Origin of the sequence: Pedobacter cryoconitis (genome assembly GCF_014200605.1) — a bacterium.
In the GTDB taxonomy this organism is placed as follows: domain Bacteria; phylum Bacteroidota; class Bacteroidia; order Sphingobacteriales; family Sphingobacteriaceae; genus Pedobacter; species Pedobacter cryoconitis_B.
On sequence record NZ_JACHCE010000005.1, the window covers coordinates 1 to 24,417 of the forward strand.

Here is a 24,417-nt window from a genome sequence, read left to right on the forward strand (position 1 = left end):
ATCAAAGTAATCAGGGCGTTGAATAATGATAAATTGAACTATAAAATCAGGAAGTAATTAGCTTATTAAAGAATCGTAACCATCTGCTTTGAACTAAGACAATATCAAATCCAAAACTTGAAATTTAATCCCTAATACAAAAGTTTATGACTTGATCCGTATTACCACTGAACCTCAATTTGTTTGAACATTATAAGCGGGTATTCTTTGAACCAAATTATTGCATTTTTATTTGTCTCGAACCGCACAACACAAATTCCTCTGTACTTTTATATACATGTTTTGGACAGACCTTTTTATGCCAGATTTATTGATCAGATACTCATTATCAAAAACTAAAAATGATGTTTGAATAATAAAATGAGTTCTTGATAAATTGCAGAAGATCATGGTCTAAGTCTATTTATTACCAGGTGTATTTTATAAGTTGTGTAGACTACATGTGTCGCAAATATCTGCTATGTCACAATCCAGGATCTCCATTTAAGCTGGACTACGCTGAAAATCTTTTATTACATTTGAACCTAAATGCTTGTATATTTAAAAAGAACAGTCAAATATGAGCGCTCTTGATTTGAAAATTACATTAAAAAAATCCGTCTTCCTTGGTTTATTTATTGTTCTAAAGATTGTTTTAAGTTATGCGCTCGTTAACGGTGCTTATGATTTCCACCGGGATGAATTTCTATATCTGGATCAAGCCAAGCATATGGCAGCTGGTTTCACTTCCGTTCCCCCATTAATCTCTGTATTTTCCTGGTTAATCAAATTGTTGGGTGGTGGATTTTACCTTGTGCGATTTTTTCCCGCGTTTATTGGTGCACTTACCATTGTTTATTGTTGGAAGATTGTAGGCGCAATAAAAGGGAATCTTTTGGCTCAATGCCTGGCTTGCACCGCTATGATCTGCTCGATTTATTTAAGGTTGAACACGCTTTATCAACCAAACTCGTTCGATGTTTTGGCATGGACAGCAGCTTTCTATTACCTGATCCGGTATTTTGATCATGAGCAAGAAAAATATTTGTACCTTTTTGCCACCGCTATTGCAATCGGATTTTTGAACAAATACAACATTTTGTTCCTGGTTATTGGATTGTTTCCTGCAATTTTGATCGGGAAAGAACGAAAAATCCTTGCATCTAAACATTTATATTTTGCAATTCTACTTGCACTGTTAATTGCGCTTCCCAATATCCTATGGCAAATTAACCGTGGCTTTCCAGTAATGCACCACATGAAGCTACTACAAAGAACACAGTTAGTAAACGTGGGTTTAATCCCCTTTTTATTCAGCCAGCTTTTGTTTTTCGCCAATTCTATTTTTTTCCTCCTCGCCGGTATTTGTACATTGATCTTTTATAAACCCTTTGCAAAATACCGTTGGATCATATTCACTTATTTATTTACGATGTTGGTGTTTATCTATTTGCATGGAAAGGACTATTACACTTTGGGGCTTTACCCTGTTCTGCTTTGTTTCGGTGCAGTCTATTTTGGGCAGGTCTTATCAAAATACGTTGCTGTATGGGGCTCTGTTTTGATTTTTATGCTAGTGTCGTTTATATACGTGCTACCGTTGCTCATGCCAGTATATTCTCCAATGCAGATCATTAAACATAGAAAGCGGTTTGAACGCTTTGGATTACTTCGATGGGAAGATGGCAAAAACCATGCATTGCCGCAAGATTATGCGGATATGCAGGGGTGGAAGGAAATTGCTCATTTGGCTGATATTGCATACAGCCGGGTTCAGAATAAAAGCACTCTTTTGGTACGCGCAGATAATTATGGTCAGGCAGGTGCGATAAATTACTATTCAAAGTTTCATGATATTCGGGCTGTTGCCTATAGTGATGATTATCTACATTGGTTCCGCATGGAAAAACCAATCCAGGCTATGATCATGCTCACCGGGGCAATGGATGAAGATCCACAGCGTAAAAGGGAAAGGCCATTCTTTAAAAAGATTACTAAAATTGGGGAAGTTAAAAGCCCGTATTCGCGAGAATCCGGAGCAAGTGTATTTTTACTGGAAGGCGCAAATATAAATGTGACCAGTATCATTGAATCAGAAATCATAGAAAAGCAGAAATGGCAATAACCGAAGTACCCTGTACAATTGGATTTAAAAAATTAGAAACTGCCAGCTTTATAAAACTTAGATCGCATTATAAACTGAAAACTATAGAAGCGCATTACCTTCAGCCTTATAAACTCCAGGAATTAGCTCATATTTCAGACTATTCTTTTCTACTCAATTAACGGTTGCAAATGTGTGTTATGAGAATGTTTCTCATTTCTCCCGCTTATATAAAAGTCATTTTGGATACAGTCCGGGCGAAACTAAAAAGCATCAGATGAGCTAAAAGTGATCATCAATTTTCACGTCACCGGGGTTCCTTTGTAGGGAACCTATTATATATTAACTTTGAAAAATGAACTCCAGTCGTGTTATATTTTTCATATTTAATAACGTTCACCTTTTGGATCTGGCTGGTGCAGTAACCGTTTTTTATGAGTCCGGATGCTGCGGAAAAAAATACAACATACATTATGTTTCTCCATATGACAATCCGGGAACCTCATCTGGTCTTGGATTTTCAAATGTTGAGCCACTCAGTTCGGTCACAGTTACTGTAGATGATATTGTCATTGTTGCCGGAATGGAAATTGAAAAATGGAACAGGGCGGATGATCACCTCTGGATACCCTGGTTACAGTCTGCTGCTGCAACTGGTGCCACGATAGCTTCAATTTGTACGGCAGCCTTTGCTCTTGCCGCTGCAGGACTCTTAAATGGGCACAATTGCACTACGCATTGGGCATGGACTACAGCTTTACAACAAAAATATCCCCTGCTTAAAGTGATAGAGAACAAACTATTTGTGCAAAGTGGCAGGATCTTTACCAGCGCGGGAATTGCTACGGGTATTGATCTGGCACTTTACCTTGTTGAAGAGCAGCACGGAGCGGCTTTTGCATGTCTTGTAGCAAAAGATATGGTCGTTTACATACGCAGAGATGGAACTGAAGCACAAAATAGCATTTATCTGCAAAACAGGCAGCATATTAACCATCATGTACATCAGATACAGGATTATATTACTAAGCATTTACATCATAAAATAACAATAGCAGAATTGGCTGAATTAGTCTTTATCAGTCCGCGTAATCTTACACGGTTGTTCAAATCTGCCACAGGAACCACTATTGGGCAATATATTCAATCGCTAAGACAGGAAAAAGCAAAGTATCTGCTTAAAACCAGGCAGAAGATAGCCTGGGTAGCGAAAGAATGCGGTTATAACACCACTGCTCAACTGAGAAAGTTAGTTAAAGAAGCAAAAGACTAACCTATTGTCTTAGATAGAATGGCCGGATTGTTACTATGGCTGTCCTGATTTATTAGAGGTATTCAATTAATTTTGGATTCAAATAAGACGTTTATGAAACAGCTATTACTCTTAATATTTTTTATTCCATGCTTTGCATTTGCGCAGGTCTATGCAAGCACTTATGTATGTCCGCCTTGCAATCATCCATGTGATTCCACTGTTTATCAGCAACCCGGTGTTTGTGCGCATTGCGGGATGACATTAACCGGGAAAAATGAACGCGTATCAAAGGATCAAAAAATAACAGTTTGCTTTTACTTATATGATGGGGTAGAGGTACTTGATTTTGCAGGGCCAATGGAAGTCTTTTCCTATGCAGGATTCAAAATTATCACTGTCGCAAAAACTAAAGCTCCTCTTTTGTCACAGGGAATTTTAAAGATCATTCCGGATTACAGTATTAAAGACGCACCGCAAACAGATATTTTTGCAGTATTTGGTGGTTCAGATGAAGTGGCAGCAGATGATCCTGAAGTTATTTCCTGGATAAAATCCCGGGATAGCGCTACTAAAAGCTATTTTTCTGTCTGTACAGGGGCATTTATTCTTGGGAAAGCCGGTCTGCTTGATCAGCTTACAGTTACCACTTTTCATAAAAGCATAACAAATCTTCAAAAGGCTGTACCGAAAGCTAAAGTGCTTCAAAATGTCCGTTATGTTGATAATGGCAGAGTAATCACCACAGCAGGGATATCGGCTGGTATAGACGGTGCTTTGCATTTAGTTTCAAAATTGAGAGGTAAAGAAGTGGCTGAGGCAGTTGCAAAACAAATGGAATATGATAAATATGTGCCTGAACAAGGTCTGAATCTATAACAGTGCCTGTATGTTATAAACCCTTGTTTAATAATTTCCTTACTCTTTTAACCATGAGATGGGTTAATGGCAATGCAATATAATCCGTCGGTTTTTTCCATGACGAGAACTTTGCAATAACGATATTATTAGTCCGGTCAACAAATAGATTTTGGCCATAAATGCCCATAGCAAACATGAGCCTGGGTTTATCATTCATCAGATACCAGCCACTGCGATAATTCATGTTTTTACTGATTGGGGCAAATGCTTTACCCCACTGGCCTTTCTCCCAGGCATTAGAATCACCATTGTTTGTAATATCCTCTATTACAGAAAGCGGTATGATTTGCTTTGAATGACGGACGCCACCGTCTGCAATAAGCTGACCAATAAGTGCAAAATCACGTGCAGTTGTACAAAGGCCTCCTGTGCACCTGGGGAACCCGTCTATATCCACAGTTAGGCAGGCATCTTTTTCAGCTCCCATTGGCTTCCAGAGTAAGTCACTCAATAATGAGTTAAAAGTTTTTCCGGTAGCACTTTCCATAGCCCAGCCTAAAAGATCGGTGTTTGCGGAGACATAACTGAAATATCCATGATTGGATTTCCCGGAATGCTTCAAACTGGTGTAGAATTCATGAAGGTTTCCGGGTTTATATCCTTCTGGCACCGGCTCCCAATTAGTTGATATATCATAGTGCTTTTGCTGATCTTCATCAAATTCAACTCCTGATTGCATGTCTAGCAATTGTCGCAGGGTTATATCCTGGTAAACAGTTCCACTGGTTTGTGGAATATATGAAGATACAGAAATACTCAGGTCAATATCTCCCTGATATTCCAGGATGCCCGCAATAAGCCCAACCACAGCTTTGGTAGCAGACATTAATATATGACGCGTATGTTCATTGTTCCCATTTTTATAAGATTCATATACAATTTTTCCCTCATGAAGAATAACAATAGCATCAGTTGCTGTTGCCTTTAAGAGTAATTTAAGTATAATTCCTTTAATAGATTTTGAAGCTTTTTTTAAGAAATTAATCTGATGTATATCGTTTTCAATAGCTATTGTTGGTATCAGCTGATGAACGTGATGAAAAGCCCACCGACTAAAAGGAGAGATCTTCCAGTTAGCGATGTTAGCAAGGTTTTCATCGTTTGCAGTTTGAAAATTCTTTGACATTTTACCTGTTTTAACAGGTCAAAACTACAGCTGTTTGATTGTGTTTTTTTTGACAAATGGCAAAAACTATTTGATATTTTTCCTTATCCGGCTCAAGGAAGATTGTTTAATACCCAGATAAGATGCCAGTGTTGATAGTGGAATCCGATTGGCCAGACCGGGATAGATTTTTAAAAATTCCAGGTAACGTGTTTTTCCATCCTGAATAAGCATGTTATTACTTATTCTTAATTTATTTGTCAGGGCGGTAGAAGTGACTTTAGACATAATTTCTTTCCAGCAAGCAATTGCTTCTTCAAGCTCAATCAAAGAATTTTTTGAAAAAACCAGTAATTTACAATCTGAAATTGCTTCAAAGCTAACTTCGGATGGTGTTGAATTCGTGAAACTGGAAACGTTTAATGCAAAATGATTCTCCGTAATAAATGCCCTTGTAATATCTTCTCCCTTGTCATTATACCAACAAACCCTCAAAATTCCTTCCAATACAAATCCTAGTTGTTTAGCTACTTTGCCAGCCTCTAAAAAACATTCCCCTTTTTTAATAACTTTCATTTGAGCTTTACTTTTGATCAACTCGATTTGCAGTTCATGGAGTACACTGTATTTTAATATGTAATTTATAAGTTCTTTCATATTAGGTTATTATGATAAGGGCGATAACCCGTTATTTGGGGAAAATGTCTAAACATACACTATCATTATATCAGTTCAGGCAAAATTATTATAATCATTTTTAAGATTCAATTCTAATTCACTATCAGTTCGTGCTTATATTGAAACTTAAGCAGTATATGAGCCGTAGGGATAAACTATTTGAGCCATATAGACAAGTTAAATATATTTTGAAGTTTGATATTTATATCATGAAAAACATCATAAAAATTCAGTTGGGTCAAAATGGTCCATTAGTTTCCAAACTTGGTTTAGGCTGTATGCGTATGTCCTCTGTCTGGGGTGGTTCTATACCTGATGAAAGAGAAAGTATCGCTACGATTCATGGAGCTCTGGATAGTGGTATTAATTTTTTGAACACCGGAGACTTTTACGGTGCTGGTCATAATGAAATGCTGATAGGGAAAGCCATTAAAGAAAGGCGTGACGATGCCTTCATCAGCGTGAAATTCGGCGCTATCTTTCATAACGGCAGGCCAGTAGGAATGGATCTGCGTCCCATCGCTATCAAAAATTTTATAAACTACTCTCTGACCCGTTTGGGTATTGAAACCATTGATCTCTATCAGCCATGCCGAATAGATAATAGTGTGCCGGTGGAAGAAATCATTGGAACGATTGCCGATCTGATTAAAGAAGGTAAAGTTCGTCACATTGGCGTATCGGAAATTACAGCTGACCAACTTCGTAAAGCTAACAGCATTCACCCTATAAGTGCGCTGGAGATCGGTTATTCGCTGGCCGACCGCCAAATAGAAAACGAACTGTTGCCAACAGCAAAAGAATTGGGTATTGCCATAGTGGCCTTCGCCAATACAGCCGAGGGCTTATTAACAGGGGAAATGAAAGCGCCGCTTGCAGAAAAAGATTACCGTAACCATTTCTCTCGTTTTCAAGGCGAAAACCTGATTAATAACCTGGAAAAAGTAGAAGTCTTAAAGCAACTGGCCAGCAATAAAGGTTGTACGCCAACGCAGGTAGCTATTGCCTGGGTAAAGGAGCAAGGAGCGCATATGATGTCATTAGTAAGCATGAGCCGCAGGTCTCGCTTGCCAGAAAACATTGCAGCAATGGATATTGTATTTACGACAGAAGAAATGAACACTTTAAATACTACATTTACAATAGGCGCTATAGCTGGCGGCACTTACTTACAACGCTAAATGACAAGTCCTGCAGAAATCCTTCCCGGCGTGATCTTCTATTCTTACCTCTGTGCCGAGCGGAAAGAGAAAGTATGTTTATGGAACCACCATACCTTAGTATTGCTGGTTTCAGGGCAATTTATATTAGAGACCTCTGTACAAAAGGTTTCGATGAACGGAGGTGAGATGCTGCTGATTGGCAAAAATCAGCTGGGTACGCTCACTAAAACACCACTACCAGGAGGAAATTATGAAACAATCGTCATATCTCTGCAGGAGGGCCTGTTACGTAAGATCGTATTAGAAGAAAAGCTCGAAGCAGACCGGAAATATATTGGTCCGCCAAATCTCTTAATTCCATCTAACGAATTCCTGCTGGGGTATTTTCAATCTATAATTCCTTACGCGCGAAGCTCAGGAGCGACCATGACAGATGCCATGGGCATTCTGAAAGTGAAAGAAGGAGTTAAATTGCTGTTGCTTGCTCTGCCGGGACTTCGTAATTTTTTATTCGACTTTTCAGATCCTTATAAGATCGATTTAGAAAGGTTCATGCTCAGTAACTTTCATTTCAACATCCCCGTCGAAAAATTTGCGCAGCTGACTGGTCGCAGTCTGGCAGCTTTCAAACGTGATTTCCAAAAAACTTTTGGCTCACCACCGCGTCAGTGGCTGCAGGATAAGCGGCTCAAAGAAGCAAAATACCTTATCGAAACCAAACACCAAAAACCTTCGGCCATTTACCTTGATCTGGGTTTTGAAAGCCTGTCACACTTTTCGCGTTCCTTCAGGAAAAAATTCGGTATGGCACCTACTGAACTTAATTAAGGTCTTTCAATCCGGTGTCTTTCTCTTATCTTTGCGAACAATTCAATATTCTCATACTGTGATTAATGTAAATAACATCTCCGTTTCATTTGGCGGAACCACGCTGTTTAGCGACGTAACCTTTTCGATAAACGAGAACGATAAGATTGCCCTTATGGGTAAAAATGGCGCGGGAAAATCGACCATTCTAAAGATCATTGCCGATGCGGCTAAACCTACTTCTGGTAATGTAACTGGTCCAAAGGACGCGGTAATAGCCTATTTGCCACAACATTTGCTTGCTGACGATAACGTTACCGTTTTTGAAGAAACGATGAAAGCTTTCGCAGAGGTAAACCAGATGCAAACAGAGCTTGATGAGCTGAATGAGCAGCTTACTATACGTACTGATTACGAAAGTGATGACTACATGAAGCTGATCGAACGTGTATCAGAACTGAGTGAGAAATTTTATTCGATCGAAGAGGTCAATTATGATGCAGAGGTAGAAAAGGTACTTAAAGGTTTGGGTTTCGAACGTAAAGACTTTACCCGCCAGACTTCTGAGTTTTCTGGTGGATGGCGTATGCGTATCGAGCTGGCTAAAATTCTGTTAAAGAAACCTGATCTGATCTTATTGGATGAGCCTACCAACCACATGGATATCGAAAGTATACAGTGGCTGGAAGATTTCCTGATCAACTCGGCAAAAGCCGTTATGGTGATTTCACACGACCGTGCCTTTGTAGATAACATTACTAACCGTACCATAGAGGTTACTATGGGCAGGATATACGATTACAAAGCCAAATACAGTCATTATCTTCAGTTGCGTGCCGACCGCCGCGTACACCAATTGAAAGCTTATGAAGAACAACAACGTTTTATTGCAGATAATCAGGAATTTATTGACCGTTTTAGGGGGACTTATTCCAAAACCCTGCAGGTACAATCGCGTGTAAAGATGCTTGAAAAGCTTGAAGTTATTGAGATCGATGAAGTAGATACTTCTGCATTGCGATTGAAATTTCCACCATCACCACGTTCTGGTCAATATCCGGTAATTGTAGAAGAGCTTACCAAGGCTTATGGAGATCACGTCGTATTCGAAAAGGCGTCTATGGTGATCGAAAGGGGCGAAAAGGTTGCTTTTGTCGGTAAAAATGGTGAAGGTAAGTCGACCATGATCAAAGCGATCATGAGTGAGATCGATTTTGAAGGAGATTTAAAAGTAGGCCACAATGCTAAAATTGGATACTTTGCTCAAAACCAGGCTTCATTGCTTGACGAGAACTTAACGGTATTTGAAACCATTGACCAGATTCCATTAACCAATGGCGCTATAAAAATAAAAGACCTTTTGGGGGCCTTTATGTTCAGTGGTGATGATACCACGAAAAAGGTTAAGGTACTTTCCGGAGGAGAGAAAACCCGTTTGGCCATGATCAAGTTGCTTCTGGAACCTGTAAATGTCTTGATACTGGATGAGCCAACCAATCACCTGGATATGAAGACCAAGGATATTATCAAAGATGCGCTTAAGGATTTTGATGGTACTTTGATCCTGGTATCCCATGACAGGGATTTCCTGGACGGGCTGGCAGAAAAAGTATTCGAGTTTGGTAATAAGCGTGTTCGTGAGCACTTTGAAGGTATCAAAGGATTCCTGGCCTACAAAAAAATGAGTAGTTTAAAGGAAATTGAACAAAGCTAAAAAACGCATAAAAAAACCGGGATTGAATATTCAGTCCCGGTTTTTTTATGCCCTTCGATCCATGATATTCTTCATTGTTTTTAAGAACTCACCCTGCTGGTCTGCAAAAGGATAGTGGGAACAATTGCGAATGATATGGAATTTATCCTTACCGGTGATTTTCTCCAGATCTAACAGTTGTTTGGGAGAGAAAATGCCGTCATCAGCTCCATAAATAGCAAAGAGTTTTACGCCTTTATCAGAAAGGCCTTTTAAAATAGGTTTGGTGTCGATATTCACAAGGGACTCATTTTTGTAAAATAAAGCCGGTGCCTGATCATTACGGATGTCAGACTTCGAAAATTCACTGGTTTCATATTCTTTGTTGACCCTTATTGATTCTTCTGTAGGCTCAGGCATTTTGAAATACCCAAAACGGGAGCCAATCCCGTAAGTTAGCTGACGATATTCTGCCCCGCGTTTATCTAAAGTTTTTATATAGTGTATCTTGCTAATAGCTGCCGTATCTTTTTGCGCTATTGCCTTCTTTTCACCGCTCTGAAGTATATAATTATAACTTTCCTGCTGTGCAAAAAGAGCCCCTGTCAGGATCAGGCGTTCGACTTTTTCCGGGTACCTATTTGTAAATAAAGTTGAAACAATCCCGCCAAAACTATGGCCTATCAGATTTACTTTTTTTAGTCCATATTGCGCAATCAGCTGATTGAGATCATTAAACGCTTCCTCAAAGTTGACCCTGGCTGCGGGATCTGCCGAACGGCCTTCACCTCTGCGGTCATATACGATTACAAAGAAGCCCATGTCTGCCAATCTTTTTGCGGTTGTGCCTTCGAACAAGGTTGAATTCCCTCTGGGGCCACCATGTATAAAAATCAATGGAGGGTTTTTGCTATCCCCGTAGGCTTTACTATATAGACTCTGGGCAAATAGCGAATGGCAGTAAGTACATGCAATAAACGTAACTAGTAAAAGTATCTTTTTAATCAGCATAAAATGTGGTGTGTAAATAAAATTAACCTTTCTATTCCGATTTAACGACAAAGGCTTTTAATTCTGCCATCCTGCCCTCCCGAAATCGCCAGACATCACAATATAAATAATCAGTCGTTTTACCATCTTTATCTTTCATGCTGATTTTCCCGATTGCGGTAACAAAGTCATCCTCAGCAATTAAAGTATCAACATTGAACTTTGGCGGTTCTATATACATTTTTGACATATATTGACGAACAGCTTCTTTCCCTTCCAGAGTTTCCTCACCAATAAATGTCCATACTGTATCATCAGTACAAAAAGAAAGGAACTTTTCATAATCTCCTGCAGTGATTGCTGCATTTGCTTTTCTTAAAATTTCTTTATTATTTTCAATCATGATATCGTTAATATAATTATTTAATACATAATAATTGTGTCAACAGTCTTATGCCTGTGTTTGTTATCTCTGATAGATTTATAATCACCTGCCAGAAATAGTGCCAGAAATTGGAAGGGTATTTTCTGATGCGGTGTAATTTGCGAATAGAACCCGGTTTTCTATTTACCTTTTACCGGGAGAACGAAAAAGAAAATTTTAAAAGCCTGGAAGCTACCGGACCGGAACACATTCCGGAACTGGTCAAAAGAGAAAGAATCGGGAGAATAAGTTATTGGCACTGAGCATTGTTTATACCCTATCCGGGATATTTGTGATAAATAGATATTGAAATAACGTAAAACTACGCAGTTCAAAAACCACGTAAATCTACGTGGTTTTCAGGAGTGGAATTGGGTTAATTTAGATTATAATCTAACCTGTTCTATCGCTGGTTATAAAACTATCTAAATATGAAAACAACGCTAAGTCTCGAAGAAAGATTAGATGATGTATGGAAACATTGTCAACGTGGGTTGGTTTATCCATCTCCGCATGCAACTTTTGCTACATTCTGGTTGAAAACCCCGGACGGAAAACCAATTCAAAAGTCGCTCCTGGCTAAATTAATGGCTCAATTTCGCCGGGAGATCAACACCAGGGCTACTTTACAAAGTCAGAATACCACTGTTGTGCTGGGGATCTCTTTCAAAAACTGGGCAGCCATTTGTGGGGAAGAAAATTTACCTAAAGGAATGAAGTTAAATTTCCCCTCCCAAGAGGATAAATATACATCTGATGTTTTTGGTGCTTCTAAAGGAGTTTTTGAAGATTCTAATGGAGATATCTGGTTCCATATTAAAAGTAAAAATGAAGCACCATGTGACGAGGTGCTGGAAATGGTTGTAGATGCACTGAAAGACTATACTGAAAGATATTTTGCGCAGAAGGCCGCTTCCAAATCTAACCGGGAAGATGGGCATAAAGGCAAAGTATTAGGCTGTCGTTTTTCTGAGAATTTAAACAATCCTTCCGACCCGGTTACCATTGCGAAACATACGCTTATTGGAGGAGAAGATATCGATCATTTGGGTGGTTCATTTGTGCTTGCACAACGTTTCCTGATCAATTGGAACCAAATCAATATGATGACCGAAGATCAGATTGAAGATCTGATCGGGCGGAAAACAGATGATACCATCATTCCTGATCGTGATTCACGCAGTCATATCAAATCGGCAAGGATACAGGATGAGAATGGAAACACTACACCTGTTTTGCGTTTGGGTTTACCATTTGGCCGGGCGAAACAGGTTGACTCTAAATTCAGGGTACCTAAATCGGTAACATTATCTGATGAAGAGGGGATTTATTTTGCTGGATTTTGTAAAGAAGCCAGTATTCTTGAAAGCATCATGAGCAACCAGATTGGAGCTGACCGCCGCTATATGAATGACCGCTTATTTAACCATCTGAAATCTGATCTGGGAGGTCTGTTTTATATTCCAAGCATAGAGGATCTTGAATTAGATAAAGAGCAGGATTATTCCAACGATTTCTCCGCTATGGAAGGTGGAGACTGGTCAATATTCCCTGGCGTGGACTGGTCAAGGCTGGATCGGCATTTTCAGGATTCTTCTGAAAACGGCCTGATGTATTATAACCATCAGAACTATTTATTTACCATGTCTACAGGTATAGGCAGACCCGGGAAGAGTTTCTTCAAAGTTCCTTCCAAACGTATCCTGAGTTTACTGGAAAACATCTTTTCACTATGGCAGGATAACTGGTATTTTAACCGCAAACAGGAAGAAATTAAACACGATATCCGTCATTATATAGATGCTTATCAGGGAAAAGATAAGCCTGCTGATATCATGAAAGAGTCTATCATGATCAGAAAAGGCTGGGCTATTCGCCTGAGTCTGCAACTGTTCAGTAATGCTGATTACGGTTTCAGAGGGCGTAAGATAAGAAAGAAGGATGGTTCTTTACATCCTTATTCTACGTTTCTGGAAAATGAAGGGGAATGTATATATGGTTCCGATACCTATCGGATTTCACCGGAAGAAATCATTGTAGGTGCGATGCCTAATTTGTCTTTGGGAGAAGGCCGTTATGTGATGAAATACCTTTCGTATGCAGAACGAATGGATGGGTTTTTAAATAACCTGAGTGAAGCATCTGGTGTAGGGCATGTCATCCCTCATTATGAGAAAGCATTACAGAAGGGTTTAAAAGAAATGAAAGCTGAAGTGCTGGATTACGAATCCAAAGCAACTACGATTGAGAAGAAAGAGCTTTACCGTTCTGCTTATCTGTCATTAGAGGGGATTTCTGAATATTGTATCAATTATGAAAAGCTGGCCAGGGAAAAGGCAGGGGAGATGGCCAAAGGACAAGCCTGGGAAAGAGCTAACCTGATTGCTATTGCAGACCGCATGAAAAAATTATCCACTGAAAAACCGGATACTTTCGTAGAAGCTGTTCAGTTCATTTTCACATTGCATACTTGTTTACATCTGAACGGAGAGCCAACGGCGATTGGAAGAATGGATCAGCTTTTACAGCCTTTCTATGAAAAAGACCATATTTCAGAAGATGAAGCACAGGAAATTATTGATGCTTTCTATATCAAGCTGGACGAGAAAGTCCAGCAGAACAGGATCTTCATGGAAGATCACCAGCCTTTTGGCAATCTTGCGATGGGGGGCAGCTCAGGTCCATATCCGCAGGGTGCTTCTTTAGGGCAATGGATTCAGCAAATTACTGTCGGAGGGACTGTTGCTAACGGTGCCGCTGATTTTAAGGATACAAAACCTGCTTATAATGATATAACCAGACTTTTTATCCATGCTTCAGGAAGGCTGCCTTTAAATGCACCTTGTCTTTCACTCCGGACACGTAAAGATATGCCGGAAAAAATTTTAGAAGCAGCTGCACATGCAGTCCTTTCTGGTGGCGCGCATCCGATATTGCTCAATGATGAGAAAATCATTCAGGGGCTTCATGAAAGTGGCGATCAGGTAGGTGGTAATTTAAGTCAGGAAACTAAAAAATGGAATTCTGCTGTGACCATCAAATCTGCACAGAACTATGCTTGTGATGGTTGTTATGAACCTCAGTTTCCGGGTGAAAACTGGTTTTCTTTAGGTGGTTTTTCTACTTTGCAGCCGCTTGAATGTGCTTTAAATCAAGGGAGGACTTACTCTTCTGCAGGACAATCTTATTTATTCGGCCAGACCGTTTCACTGAATTCAGAACCTGCTGATCAGATTAAAAGTTTTGATGAACTGGTTACCATCTATTTCCAGCATTTTGAAATCTTAAATAGAAAAGCCTTTAATGGTCAGTTGAGGGGTTATGGTGCGAATACTAAATTCTGTCCTTCACCACTATTAAACGTCCTGATGGACGATTGTCTGGCAAAAGGGCTCGACTTTTATAGCGGGGGTACAAAATACAGCATTTATGGACCTTGTTATATCTCTTTAAGCTCTGCTATCAATTCATTATATGCCATTAAAATTATGGTATTTGATGATAAAAATGCAGTAACTACATTACCTGAACTTTTAGAGTGCCTGTGCTGCGACTGGGGTTATAAAATGACTGAACCTTTTATCAGTAACCTGGCAGGTGAATCCCGTATTGCCGCCCGTTCAGACCGTTTTAAGCGGCTTAGAGAAATTGCACTTTCCTTACCCCGCTATGGCAGAGGTCATCAGGAAATTGATCATTTCGGAAACATGATCGTCGAAAGAATAGCCAGGCTTTCTGTAGAAACATTTACAAAGCCTTTACCACAAATGTATGATCTGTTAAAAGATATGGCTGGCCGCTATGGTTCTGAAGAGTTTCCTTTCGGATTACAGATTCAGCCTGGTGTAGGAACATTTGAGAACCATGTAGAAATGGGGGCATGGAATGGTGCCAGTGCCGACGGACGCAGGCTTGGGACTGCGGTGGCTTCTGATTTAAGTGCTGCGCCAAGTCCGATGGACTTACCTGTTGATCATCAGTATGCCGGATTTGAAAGTTCGCTTGAAGGATTTGACGGTAAAGGTGCAGAGCTGATGACAGATGGTGCGCCAACAGATTTTAATATAGATGAGAACTTCCCTGTAGAAAAAATTATCAGCATCATGAGGCAGTTTGCACAGGGTAAATCCTCTAACATTTTAACGATTACGGTAGCCAGCCCGGATACTTATACTAAAGCAGTAAATTCACCAGAACAATATAATTTGCTGCGGGTGAGGACTGGTGGCTGGTCTAATTTCTTTACTTCAGTTTTCCCGCTTACTCAAGAACAGCACCGCAGAAGACCAGTATCAACTCCGGTAACCATACAAGAAGAAAAAGATAACGCTGCCGCCGCTGTTGCTGCAGCTGCCGCAAAAGGGGGCTGTCCTTTTCACCATAAAATAGCAGAGAAATAAAAAAGAAAGGGGCCGTTAATGGCCCCTTTTCTTTTCTGTATTTTTCTAAATATGGATATCCCTATCAGAAATATAGGGTACATCAGGGTAACCCGAATGAAATTCAGGTCTTTGCATTTCTTGTGGTGCGGGGCTTAAAAAAACAGATTTTCTTCCGGTTATTTTAGCTGTACCATCACTATAAATTGTTAAAAAAGCCCATATCGGATCTTTATAGGGTGCTGTATACTTTACACTTGGATGAGCCTGCTCGGTAGCGCTATCATAATGGGCATGCGCATATGCAGGTCCCATATACTGATAAGAGATACTATTAACCTGTACATAATGCACACCATTAATTACATTATAATAATCCTGATGGTGATGGCCACTAAATACCATTTGTACTTTTTTATAGCCTGCTTTTACATTCGCCCGGTCAAATATTACCCTGATCAGGTTGCCCTGGTAAACACCACCACCAGTATCATTATCCAGCCCCTGGTGACAGAACACGATAACTGGTAAATTTGTGCCGGCAATATCCTGCTCCAGCCATTTTTTCTGATCGTCCGAAATGATACTTGGCGGCCCCTGGTATTTGGGGATCTGTTTTTCTTCATTGGCATTCAGCACAATAAAATGATAACCGCCAGTATCAAATGAATAATATTTGTCTCTGGCATTCCAGAAATTAACAACTTGATCATGGGTATAGCCGCCATCTGTATCATGGTTGCCGATTACATGATATTTAGGCCCTTTAAACTGGTTCCAGATATCCATAATGACTTGATTTGAAGGCTTAGGAACACACAGATCCCCCATTTGAATAATAAAATCGGGCTGATGTTCATTCATTGCTGTAATAAATGTTTGCAGCCTTTGCGGGCCATCGGGCATAATGTCCTGATGTAAGTCGGCACAAATGCCCAGCTTAAAGAGTACTTTCCTCTTTTTAGCCGGAGGGTTTTTAGCAATAGCCGGCAAACCAGTAATGCCGGTCAGGCCGATACCTCCAATAATTGTATTAACTAAAAAATTTCTTCTTTTCATTTCTTTGCCTCCACTTTTATCATTCTGTCTGATATGTATGGTACTGTAGGATAGCCATCATAATCAGCCAGTTCATCGGGTGTTCTGGTTTCTTTATAAACAGATTGTTTTCCTTTCACAGCTATAACACCATTATCATATACTGTAATCAGAGCCCAGAGCGGCTCTGCTGTCAGTTCAAATGCATAACCTTTTTTTAAATGAGCAAACTGGTAAGATATGCTGTTGATTTGCAGGTAATTGACATTGTTGTAATGATTCAGGTAATCTTCATGGTGATGGCCGCTCAAAACCAGTTGTACCTTTTGAAATCCTGCTTTTTTGTTGGCCCGGTCAAACAGGATACGGATTAAATTCCCTTCCTTTAAACCATCCAGATCATTATCTATACCCTGATGACAGAAGACAATCACAGGTAAATTTGTACGGTCTAAATCTTTTTTCAGCCAGTCGCGTTGTTCTTGTGCGATTGAATTCGGATAACCTTTAGCCGTGTTTCCCGGTAATCGTTCATTGCCGTTTAATACAATAAAATGATAATTATGGGCATCAAATGAGTAATATTTGCCTTTTGCATTCCAAAAATCAACTACCTGATCGTGCGTAAAGCCACCATCAATATCATGATTCCCAATAACATGATATTTTGGCCCCTTAAACTGGTTCCAGATATCCATGATCGGTTGATTGGCTGGTTTTGGTATGCAAAAATCGCCCATCTGGATAATGAAATCAGGCTTTAGCTCATTCATTTTTGTAATAAATGCCTGTAAACGCTCCGGACCATCTTTAATCAGATCATGATGAAGATCGGTACATACACCCATGCTAAAGAGTACCTTTCGCTGATGCAGCTCATGCTCCGGATTAATAGCGGCGCCGGATGCGAGCGTTCCTATGCCAGACATACTTATTCCTCCGATAATTGATGTCGTTAAAAAGCTTCTTCTTTTCATTTCAAAAGGTTAAATAATAGGATACGCGTTGCTATTTAATTTGCCAGGTAATACCGTTCTGATTATCTGCACCATTAAACTGACTCTGGATAGCTGCTTTTAAATTTACCGTATTTACTGTGTACTCACTGGTTGGATAGGCCCAGCGTGTAGGGATCAGGTTGTTATTGGCATTGGATGGACCAATATCAAATTTAGGAATATCAGTTCTGCGGGCATTATAATAAGCCTCCCGTCCTGAGTTCTCAAAGAAAGCAACATATTTTTGTTGTAATATCTGGGTAAGCCCTGCTGTATTATTACCAGAGTAAGCATTGGCTGTCAGGAAAGTATTAATTTTAGCAGGATCAGTAACCCCATAAAATTTACAGGATTCGGTAATGCCCTGGTTGTAATAACCCGCCGCATCACCTGGTACCCAGCCGCGATTAACAGCTTCTGCAATGCTCAGATTAACTTCAGCGGCACCTAAAAGAATATTAGGAATACCTGCCGGAGAAGCCTCCCAGTAACTGAAATTAATATTACTCAGTTTACCGGCTACAGCCTGTGCTTTCAGCGTAGTTTGCAGATCGCCGGTCTTGCCCCCTTTAAAAGAAGTAAATTTGGTTGCATATGCAGCATCGCCGCTCTTTTTGGCCGAATCTGTAGGTAGCGCTATGACCAAAAGACGCGGATCTTGTGTTTTTGTAGCGATATCGACATAGGTTGCGCCCAGTGTATTTCGCAGGTCCTGGTAAAGTACGATACCATCCGAAGGCCATAAAGGATAACGGTTAGAAACATCAGAAGAATTATAAACCAATTGGAAGTTATCAGCATTGGTTAAGATCAAAGGATATTTCGCCGGATTACTAACGATATCTGTAAACTGTTTTCTGATGTTTAAATCGGCATTGTCATCGGCTCTTTTACTCAGGCTGATCAATACGCGTAAACGGAAAGAATTGATCAGTTTTTGCCATTTGGATAAGTCGCCATTGTAATAAAAATCACCTTCTACTACGGCTTTCCCGGCTATCAGTGGTGTCAGGTCATTGTTGGCATCATCCAGTAATTTCAGGCACTGCATATAGACATCATGCTGGCTATCATATTTAGGCGCAAAATTATGGTCTGTAGGGCCTTGCAGGGCCTGACTCATAGGAATGTCACCAAACATGGTCGTCATGCTTACAAAAAAGTAAGCCCTGAAAAATTTAGCCAGTGCCAGATAAGGGGCAGCTGTAGCTCCAACCCTTTGTGCTTCTGTCTCTAATCTGACTACGTTGGCAAGCTGTGTATAATTGCCGTAATCACTGGTTGTCCAGCCATAAGCCTGATTTCCATAATAAGACTCATTGAGTACCATGTATTGGTTATTGCGATGATCTGCTGACCATGGGCTATAGGACATATTGAGCAGCAGTCCGGTGAAAACCAGTTTTGGCGCAGCATTTACGATAGCTGAAGGGTTCTGTTGTAACTCAGAGAATTTTTTACAGGAAAATAAGGACGTACTTAAAAGTACAATCAGTCCCATTATTTTTATCTTTTTCATATGGTGTTTATATTTAAAAGGTTGCATTCAGGTTTATTCCAAAGCTTTTAACTGAAGGGGTCTGCAGGGTAGAACTGGTTGTAAATTGATCCAGATCTATATTTTTTGTTCCTTTTCCCGTAAAATAAAGCAGGTTTCTGCCAACCATTGAAACACTGGCTGTTTTGATAAACTTTATTTTTTCAAGCAGACTTTTTGAGAAATTAAAACTTAATACCACTTCGCGCAGTTTTACAAAGGTGGCGTTCCTGGCTAATTCATAGCCTGACTGGTAGTAATTGGTTGCCCATGTCTGATACAGTACAGGGATATCATTTGGTGCAAATACCCGTGTATCTGAAATTACATTTCCATCCTGGTCAGTATTTAATGCACCGCTTACAATTTTTTGTCCTTTGGTCATGACGGTACCTTTCCATGCAGGGTTATTTCTGTTATTCCAATCGGCCAGACGTTCTGGAGAATCTGAATTTGGTTCTGTACCTGAACTCCATTGTTTGGCATCCAGGTAATTGCTTATTTTGCCGCCAAAACGTCCGTCAATCTGAAAACTCAGGCCAAATGATTTGTATTGGAATTTATTATTAATGCCCGCAACAAATTTATTATCTGAATAACCAATTTTGGTTTGGTAAGGATTATAAGCTGGCAAACCATTAGAGCCTACAATCATATTCCCCTGTGCATCTCTTTGAAAATCGGTTATATAATAACCATCGGCCCGGTCACCCAGTTTAATCATGCCATTTCTTGTTAATACACCGTCAATTTTATTTAAATACCGGTGGTTAGTTGCCCAGTTAACTGCTATGTTCCATGAAAAATTATTTGTTTTCACTGGTGTTCCATCAATAGTTAACTCTCCGCCTCTACGGATATAGGTATAAGCATTTTCCTGATAGGATGTAACCCCTGAAGTTGGGGAAACATTTACATTTACAATACCCGGGCCTTCAATATTTCTAAAATAGGCGGCATCAAAACCAATGCGGTTGTTCAGAAAACGTGCTTCTAAACCTACCTCTGATGTTTTTACGCGGGAAGCCTGTATGTCCGGATTGTAGAGTGTGCCGCTATAACTTACCCCGGTATTGTTATTCCAGCGGGTGCCGTAAGTACTGTAAGTAGGTGTCAGTTTATAGATGTCATACTGATTACTCTCGTCTACAAGGTCTGAAGCGATATTCGCGTAAGAGGCCCTTGCTTTCAGGTAAGATATGGCCTTTGGAAGATGAACATATTCTGAAATTACAGTACTTAATGATGCTGAAGGATAAAAATAAGAATCGTTTTTCGCTGGTAAAGTAGACGAACGATCTGTACGACCAGTAAAGTTTAAGTATATATAGCTTTTATAATTCAAATCCAGTAAGCCATAGACACTATTTACCTGGCGCTGGGCCGAAGCATTGGTAGGCACCGAAGGCAATACCGTATTGCTTAAACTATATACCCCGGGTACAATTAAGCCACCATTGGTACTGGCTGCTATAGAAGATACATTTACAGTTCTGATATTTCCGTAAATGGATGCTTTATAACCAAATGACTTAAATTTATCTGCATAACTTAAAGAGGCTGAAGTATTGTTTTCCCAGAACTTGCTGTAGTTCTCCTGGTATCCGCCAACCAGGTTAATCCCATAATTGGTAAAATTACCTGAAACAGGGAATTTCAATGATGTATTTAAATTGTATGTACTTACATCTGTGCGCAGGTTAAATTTCAGTTTGTCAGTCACATCATAATTCATCTGTACATGTCCGTATAAATCACTTTTATTGTAAGCGTGCAATTGCTCATAAGCGGTAAAATATGGGTTGGTATAGATCGTATATTCTCTGCTATATTGTTGCAGACCCACTTTTCCTGGCTGCCAGTAATTGCGCAGATCGCGAACGTCGAAATCGGCAGCACCCCAAACGGTCAGTTCATAGATTGGGCTGTTTGAACCATAACCCGGTGCGGGATAATTAGGAGATAATTGTCTGTTAAAATTAACTGCTGCTTCAAATTTCACTTTCTTACCGGCATTAATACTACCATTCAAAGAGAAATTTGTAATGTTTAAGCTGGTATTAGGAGTAATGCCTTTTTGATGGGTATTGGAAAGTGAAAATCTTAAATCACCTAAATCACTTTGTGTACCAATAGATACACTGTTGGCGCTCAATATACCGGTTTCTAAATAGTTCTTAAGGTTATCTTTCCCTCTGGCTAACCATGGTAGAGGTACCAGCGCACCAGTAACCGGGTCAACAGGACTGTTATATTGTGTAATTAGCTGTCCTTCAAATCTTGGTCCCCAGTTAAAAAAGTCATTGTCATTAATACCACCACCTTTACCGTCTTTAAATGCATATTTAAAACTATCACCTGCACCATAACTGGTTTGTATTTTAGGGATAGCATTATAGCCGGTTTGTACCTGAGTACTTGAATTTAACTCTACAGTTAGTTTCTGCTTGGTACCGGTTCCTTTTTTGGTCGTAATTAATATAGCACCTTTAGCCCCTCTGCTACCATATAAGGCAGCGGCATTGGCACCTTTTAATACCGAATAGCTTTCAACATCATCAGCACTCAGATTCCAGGAATCTGTATTAACGGGAGTACCATCGACCACAAATAGTACACCTGTTTGTCCACGCAACGTAATACCTGGATTCGCAAACATATCGGTGCTGGGTGTAATTACCAGACCTGCCACTTTACCGGTTAAAGAGAGTACCGGATTGGGCTCACGGGCTTTAACTAAATCATTTCCTTTCACCTCCTGAACGGCATAACCTACCGCCTTTTTCTCTTTTTTAATACCTAATGCAGTAACTACTACTTCACTAAGGGATTTATTGTCCTGCTCCAGCATTATTTTTAAAGGTTTGGTATCCTCTATTTTAAGCTGTTTAGTAAGGTAGCCGATTGATTTTATTTCCAGCAGATCGCCAGGTGAAGCTGTTAAATTAAAACCTCCCTTAAAATCAGTGGCTGTACTTTTTCCAGTCGTTTTGTTAGTTACGCTGGCTCCGGGCAGCAAGCCGGCCTGGTCAGCTACTGTACCTGTGATTTTTGTCTGGCCAAAGAGATGGCTTGAACAAAACACCAGAAATACAAGGAGTATTAGCTGGGGTTTAGTGAAAAATTTTTTCATGTTTTTAGTTTTGCTTTGTTTAGTAAAACTAAACTTTGTTCATGAAGGTATTACTAAACTTTTGTTAAGTATTTATAAACTATCCTTGTTTCGGAACGTGGCTAACCAGACCGTTATTAATGAAAAACGCCATAATCTCATTATAAGATTATGGCGTTCTGTTAAGGTTAAGTAATCATTATTTAAAAACGGAACTAACTGCTGGTGCAACCGGGTGATTAGCTTTAAATGTAAAACCAAGTAGTTGTGCCATCGTTTGCGCAAACTGGTCCTGATAAATTTGCGCTGGATTTTTCATTTCTCCTGTTGCTGGTGTATCTGGCCCTATTACAGCGAGCCATGTTTCGTTTGACCTGGCTGTGCTACTTCCATGGCCCGTCCATCCGCTGCCAACACCCCGTCCGTGGTCGGGACAAATAACAAGGGTTGTATTATCTTTATAAAACGGATCAGCCTGTAAGGTAAGCCAAAGACTGCTGATCATGGCATCCAGGTAATGTGCTGCATCCAGATAATAATCATATTGCCCGGCATGGCCAAGATCATCCGGATCAGCAAAGTCAATATAAGTAAACTTAGGATGATTAGCTGTTATATAGGTTTTGGCAATGGCATAAGTACCCATATCCCATCTTACGGAAGTGCCGAAATAATTAGGCAGATAATTTTGTAGCTCATTAGCTAGTTGTTGCGCCTCTGTGAGGTGTTTCCCTTCAACTTTTTCAAAGGGGTTGATCAGTGGCATATGATTTCTATTCCGGTTAACTACTTTAGCAACAGCATCCCAGCCAGCAATAGTTACGACTTTGTTTTCATAACCCTTTTGTTTGTTTATAAATTCCAGTACATTTTCATTTGGATTATCAGGATATGAGTTTGAATTCACAGCAGGATCATAATAACCACATATGGTTTCGCTGCGGCCAGGATATGAAAACCAATATTTATTTTTAACATTCACGTTATTTCCAAGGTCGCGGTTACCATGTAGCTGTCCTTGTTTAGCAATAACATTCCAGAAAAACGGCATTAATTTTTCGCGGCGTTCATTTAATGTGGGTGCCCAGTATTTACGCGCAATAGCTGCAGAATCCTGCTCATGGTATTTCTTGATTTTTAGCAAGGAAGAGTCTGCACCATGAAATATCTCTTCCCAGCGATAGCCGTCGATAGAAATAAAAATAATGTTTTTTGTTTTAGTCCGCTGACCAAAGGTTACGCCTGATACTAACAGGAAGAAGATAAGCAATCGTGTTTTCATAATTTTATCTGATGGGTTCAGGTAATTTGAATATTCTGTTTATAAGTATATCTATTGTTTAGCTAAACTAAACATTGTTTATAATTATAATGATAAAATTATGTTAACTATTTGTGAATAGGAGAGATGAAATGAATGCCACAACCCGCATTTTATCTCGCAATTTCTGTAGCATTATAGCCAAAATGTCTTTTAAATGCGAAAGAAAAGTGAGAAAGATCTTCAAATCCCAGATCAAGATATATTTCATTTGATATTTTTTTCTCTTTTTCAATGAGAAAATGCGCTTCCTCCAGGCGTCTTTGTACGAGCCAGCGGTTTGGTGTTTGTTTGAATATATCTTTAAAGTCTCTTTTAAATGCAGAAAGGCTGCGTCCTGTCAGGTAGGCTAATCGCTCAAGACTTACATTGAACTTATAATGTCTTTGCATATAGGCTTCCAGATCTATTCTGCCGGGTTTTCCAAAGTCGAAGAATAAATTAATCAGCTCCGGTTGTGCCTGGAGCAGGAGTTGAAGGAACTGTTCTCTTATCCCATCTGTATCCTGTACAGTTGATTCCTGATCTTTGTAATGCAGGAGCTCTTCCAGCATAAATTTTGTAATGGAAGGTGTATTGTTTAATGGAATAAAAATATCGGATACAAAATATGCGGTTGGCGAAACCGCATATTTCTTTTGATACTTTTTTAGAAATTCTTCATCCAATATGATTACTGCTTTCTCAAAATCATTCTGATCTTTTTGTTTGTTGTATCTTGCTAATCTGTTTTTACGGACAAGGCAACATTCTCCAGATTCTATTTTGGTGTGTTTAGTGCCATCATAACCATTGATCGTCCCTTTAAGCAAAAAGATAAAAACGTGTTCCGGTACAAATTGCTCTGGTGAAATTTGCGGACCAAGATAGCAAGAGGTTATTTCTGTAATTTTCATAGGAATCAATCAGGCATTTG

The 24,417-nt window shown here is 39.6% G+C and carries 17 protein-coding genes; 7 read left to right on the top strand and 10 right to left on the bottom strand.

What is annotated here, in order from left to right:
• Nucleotides 1-559: 559 nt before the first annotated feature.
• The 3 genes from HDE68_RS15645 to HDE68_RS15655 all read left to right on the top strand — a co-directional run bounded on the left by HDE68_RS15645 (nt 560) and on the right by HDE68_RS15655 (nt 4,214).
• Complete coding sequence (locus HDE68_RS15645) at nt 560-2,104, top strand: glycosyltransferase family 39 protein (RefSeq protein WP_183883172.1); 1,545 nt, start codon at nt 560-562, stop codon at nt 2,102-2,104.
• Between the two features lie 334 nt (nt 2,105-2,438).
• Nucleotides 2,439-3,356 (top strand): GlxA family transcriptional regulator, encoded by a 918-nt coding sequence (locus HDE68_RS15650; RefSeq protein ID WP_183883173.1) that lies wholly within the window; start codon nt 2,439-2,441, stop codon nt 3,354-3,356.
• A gap of 93 nt (nt 3,357-3,449) precedes the next feature.
• Nucleotides 3,450-4,214: a DJ-1/PfpI family protein gene (locus HDE68_RS15655; protein WP_183883174.1), complete on the top strand. Its 765-nt coding sequence runs from the start codon at nt 3,450-3,452 to the stop codon at nt 4,212-4,214.
• Between the two features lie 13 nt (nt 4,215-4,227).
• On the opposite strand, the gene HDE68_RS15660 is transcribed toward HDE68_RS15655, so the two are convergent.
• Both HDE68_RS15660 and HDE68_RS15665 read right to left on the bottom strand, forming a co-directional pair.
• A complete protein-coding gene (locus HDE68_RS15660) occupies nt 4,228-5,382 on the bottom strand; it encodes a serine hydrolase domain-containing protein (protein ID WP_183883175.1) in 1,155 nt (384 codons plus the stop codon).
• A gap of 66 nt (nt 5,383-5,448) precedes the next feature.
• Nucleotides 5,449-6,018, bottom strand: coding sequence for a Crp/Fnr family transcriptional regulator (locus HDE68_RS15665; protein ID WP_183883176.1), 570 nt, complete (start codon nt 6,016-6,018; stop codon nt 5,449-5,451).
• 158 nt (nt 6,019-6,176) lie between these two features.
• Between HDE68_RS15665 and HDE68_RS15670 the strand changes: the two genes are divergently transcribed.
• From HDE68_RS15670 to HDE68_RS15680, 3 genes are read left to right on the top strand one after another with little or no spacing between them, the layout of a single operon-like run.
• Nucleotides 6,177-7,220 carry an aldo/keto reductase gene (locus HDE68_RS15670; protein WP_260171783.1) on the top strand — a complete coding sequence of 348 codons (1,044 nt, stop codon included), beginning with the start codon at nt 6,177-6,179 and terminating at the stop codon, nt 7,218-7,220.
• Entirely contained in the window at nt 7,221-8,030 is an 810-nt protein-coding gene (locus HDE68_RS15675) for a helix-turn-helix domain-containing protein (protein WP_183883177.1), read from the top strand. It begins immediately after the preceding gene.
• 58 nt (nt 8,031-8,088) lie between these two features.
• Nucleotides 8,089-9,723, top strand: coding sequence for an ABC-F family ATP-binding cassette domain-containing protein (locus tag HDE68_RS15680; RefSeq protein ID WP_183883526.1), 1,635 nt, complete (start codon nt 8,089-8,091; stop codon nt 9,721-9,723).
• Nucleotides 9,724-9,768: 45 nt separating this feature from the next.
• Here HDE68_RS15680 and HDE68_RS15685 read toward each other — a convergent pair whose 3' ends face one another.
• A complete protein-coding gene (locus HDE68_RS15685; RefSeq protein ID WP_183883178.1) occupies nt 9,769-10,713 on the bottom strand; it encodes an alpha/beta fold hydrolase in 945 nt (314 codons plus the stop codon).
• Nucleotides 10,714-10,744: 31 nt separating this feature from the next.
• On the bottom strand, nt 10,745-11,095 hold the full coding sequence (locus tag HDE68_RS15690; RefSeq protein WP_183883179.1) for a nuclear transport factor 2 family protein: 351 nt from the start codon (nt 11,093-11,095) through the stop codon (nt 10,745-10,747).
• A 452-nt stretch (nt 11,096-11,547) separates the two neighbouring features.
• Between HDE68_RS15690 and HDE68_RS15695 the strand changes: the two genes are divergently transcribed.
• Complete coding sequence (locus HDE68_RS15695; protein WP_183883180.1) at nt 11,548-15,516, top strand: Dyp-type peroxidase; 3,969 nt, start codon at nt 11,548-11,550, stop codon at nt 15,514-15,516.
• Between the two features lie 45 nt (nt 15,517-15,561).
• Here the strand turns inward: HDE68_RS15695 and HDE68_RS15700 are convergent, their stop codons facing one another.
• The 6 genes from HDE68_RS15700 to HDE68_RS15725 all read right to left on the bottom strand — a co-directional run bounded on the left by HDE68_RS15700 (nt 15,562) and on the right by HDE68_RS15725 (nt 24,397).
• On the bottom strand, nt 15,562-16,554 hold the full coding sequence (locus HDE68_RS15700) for a metallophosphoesterase family protein (protein WP_183883181.1): 993 nt from the start codon (nt 16,552-16,554) through the stop codon (nt 15,562-15,564).
• Nucleotides 16,551-17,510: a metallophosphoesterase family protein gene (locus HDE68_RS15705; protein WP_183883182.1), complete on the bottom strand. Its 960-nt coding sequence runs from the start codon at nt 17,508-17,510 to the stop codon at nt 16,551-16,553. The genes HDE68_RS15700 and HDE68_RS15705 overlap by 4 nt, the downstream gene beginning before the upstream one ends.
• Before the next feature lie 31 nt (nt 17,511-17,541).
• Nucleotides 17,542-19,050: a SusD/RagB family nutrient-binding outer membrane lipoprotein gene (locus HDE68_RS15710; RefSeq protein ID WP_183883183.1), complete on the bottom strand. Its 1,509-nt coding sequence runs from the start codon at nt 19,048-19,050 to the stop codon at nt 17,542-17,544.
• A gap of 13 nt (nt 19,051-19,063) precedes the next feature.
• Complete coding sequence (locus tag HDE68_RS15715; RefSeq protein ID WP_183883184.1) at nt 19,064-22,201, bottom strand: SusC/RagA family TonB-linked outer membrane protein; 3,138 nt, start codon at nt 22,199-22,201, stop codon at nt 19,064-19,066.
• Between the two features lie 178 nt (nt 22,202-22,379).
• Nucleotides 22,380-23,462 carry a phosphoglyceromutase gene (locus HDE68_RS15720; protein ID WP_183883185.1) on the bottom strand — a complete coding sequence of 361 codons (1,083 nt, stop codon included), beginning with the start codon at nt 23,460-23,462 and terminating at the stop codon, nt 22,380-22,382.
• Nucleotides 23,463-23,614: 152 nt separating this feature from the next.
• Nucleotides 23,615-24,397, bottom strand: a complete 783-nt coding sequence (locus HDE68_RS15725) for a helix-turn-helix domain-containing protein (RefSeq protein ID WP_183883186.1) — start codon at nt 24,395-24,397, stop codon at nt 23,615-23,617.
• Between the last annotated feature and the right edge of the window lie 20 nt (nt 24,398-24,417).

Coding starts and splice junctions, on each gene's coding strand:
- HDE68_RS15645 (WP_183883172.1), top strand. CDS start 560: ATGAGCGCTCTTGATTTGAAAATTACATTAAAAAAATCCGTCTTCCTT.
- HDE68_RS15650 (WP_183883173.1), top strand. CDS start 2,439: ATGAACTCCAGTCGTGTTATATTTTTCATATTTAATAACGTTCACCTT.
- HDE68_RS15655 (WP_183883174.1), top strand. CDS start 3,450: ATGAAACAGCTATTACTCTTAATATTTTTTATTCCATGCTTTGCATTT.
- HDE68_RS15660 (WP_183883175.1), bottom strand. CDS start 5,382: ATGTCAAAGAATTTTCAAACTGCAAACGATGAAAACCTTGCTAACATC.
- HDE68_RS15665 (WP_183883176.1), bottom strand. CDS start 6,018: ATGAAAGAACTTATAAATTACATATTAAAATACAGTGTACTCCATGAA.
- HDE68_RS15670 (WP_260171783.1), top strand. CDS start 6,177: ATGAGCCGTAGGGATAAACTATTTGAGCCATATAGACAAGTTAAATAT.
- HDE68_RS15675 (WP_183883177.1), top strand. CDS start 7,221: ATGACAAGTCCTGCAGAAATCCTTCCCGGCGTGATCTTCTATTCTTAC.
- HDE68_RS15685 (WP_183883178.1), bottom strand. CDS start 10,713: ATGCTGATTAAAAAGATACTTTTACTAGTTACGTTTATTGCATGTACT.
- HDE68_RS15690 (WP_183883179.1), bottom strand. CDS start 11,095: ATGATTGAAAATAATAAAGAAATTTTAAGAAAAGCAAATGCAGCAATC.
- HDE68_RS15695 (WP_183883180.1), top strand. CDS start 11,548: ATGAAAACAACGCTAAGTCTCGAAGAAAGATTAGATGATGTATGGAAA.
- HDE68_RS15700 (WP_183883181.1), bottom strand. CDS start 16,554: ATGAAAAGAAGAAATTTTTTAGTTAATACAATTATTGGAGGTATCGGC.
- HDE68_RS15705 (WP_183883182.1), bottom strand. CDS start 17,510: ATGAAAAGAAGAAGCTTTTTAACGACATCAATTATCGGAGGAATAAGT.
- HDE68_RS15710 (WP_183883183.1), bottom strand. CDS start 19,050: ATGAAAAAGATAAAAATAATGGGACTGATTGTACTTTTAAGTACGTCC.
- HDE68_RS15715 (WP_183883184.1), bottom strand. CDS start 22,201: ATGAAAAAATTTTTCACTAAACCCCAGCTAATACTCCTTGTATTTCTG.
- HDE68_RS15720 (WP_183883185.1), bottom strand. CDS start 23,462: ATGAAAACACGATTGCTTATCTTCTTCCTGTTAGTATCAGGCGTAACC.
- HDE68_RS15725 (WP_183883186.1), bottom strand. CDS start 24,397: ATGAAAATTACAGAAATAACCTCTTGCTATCTTGGTCCGCAAATTTCA.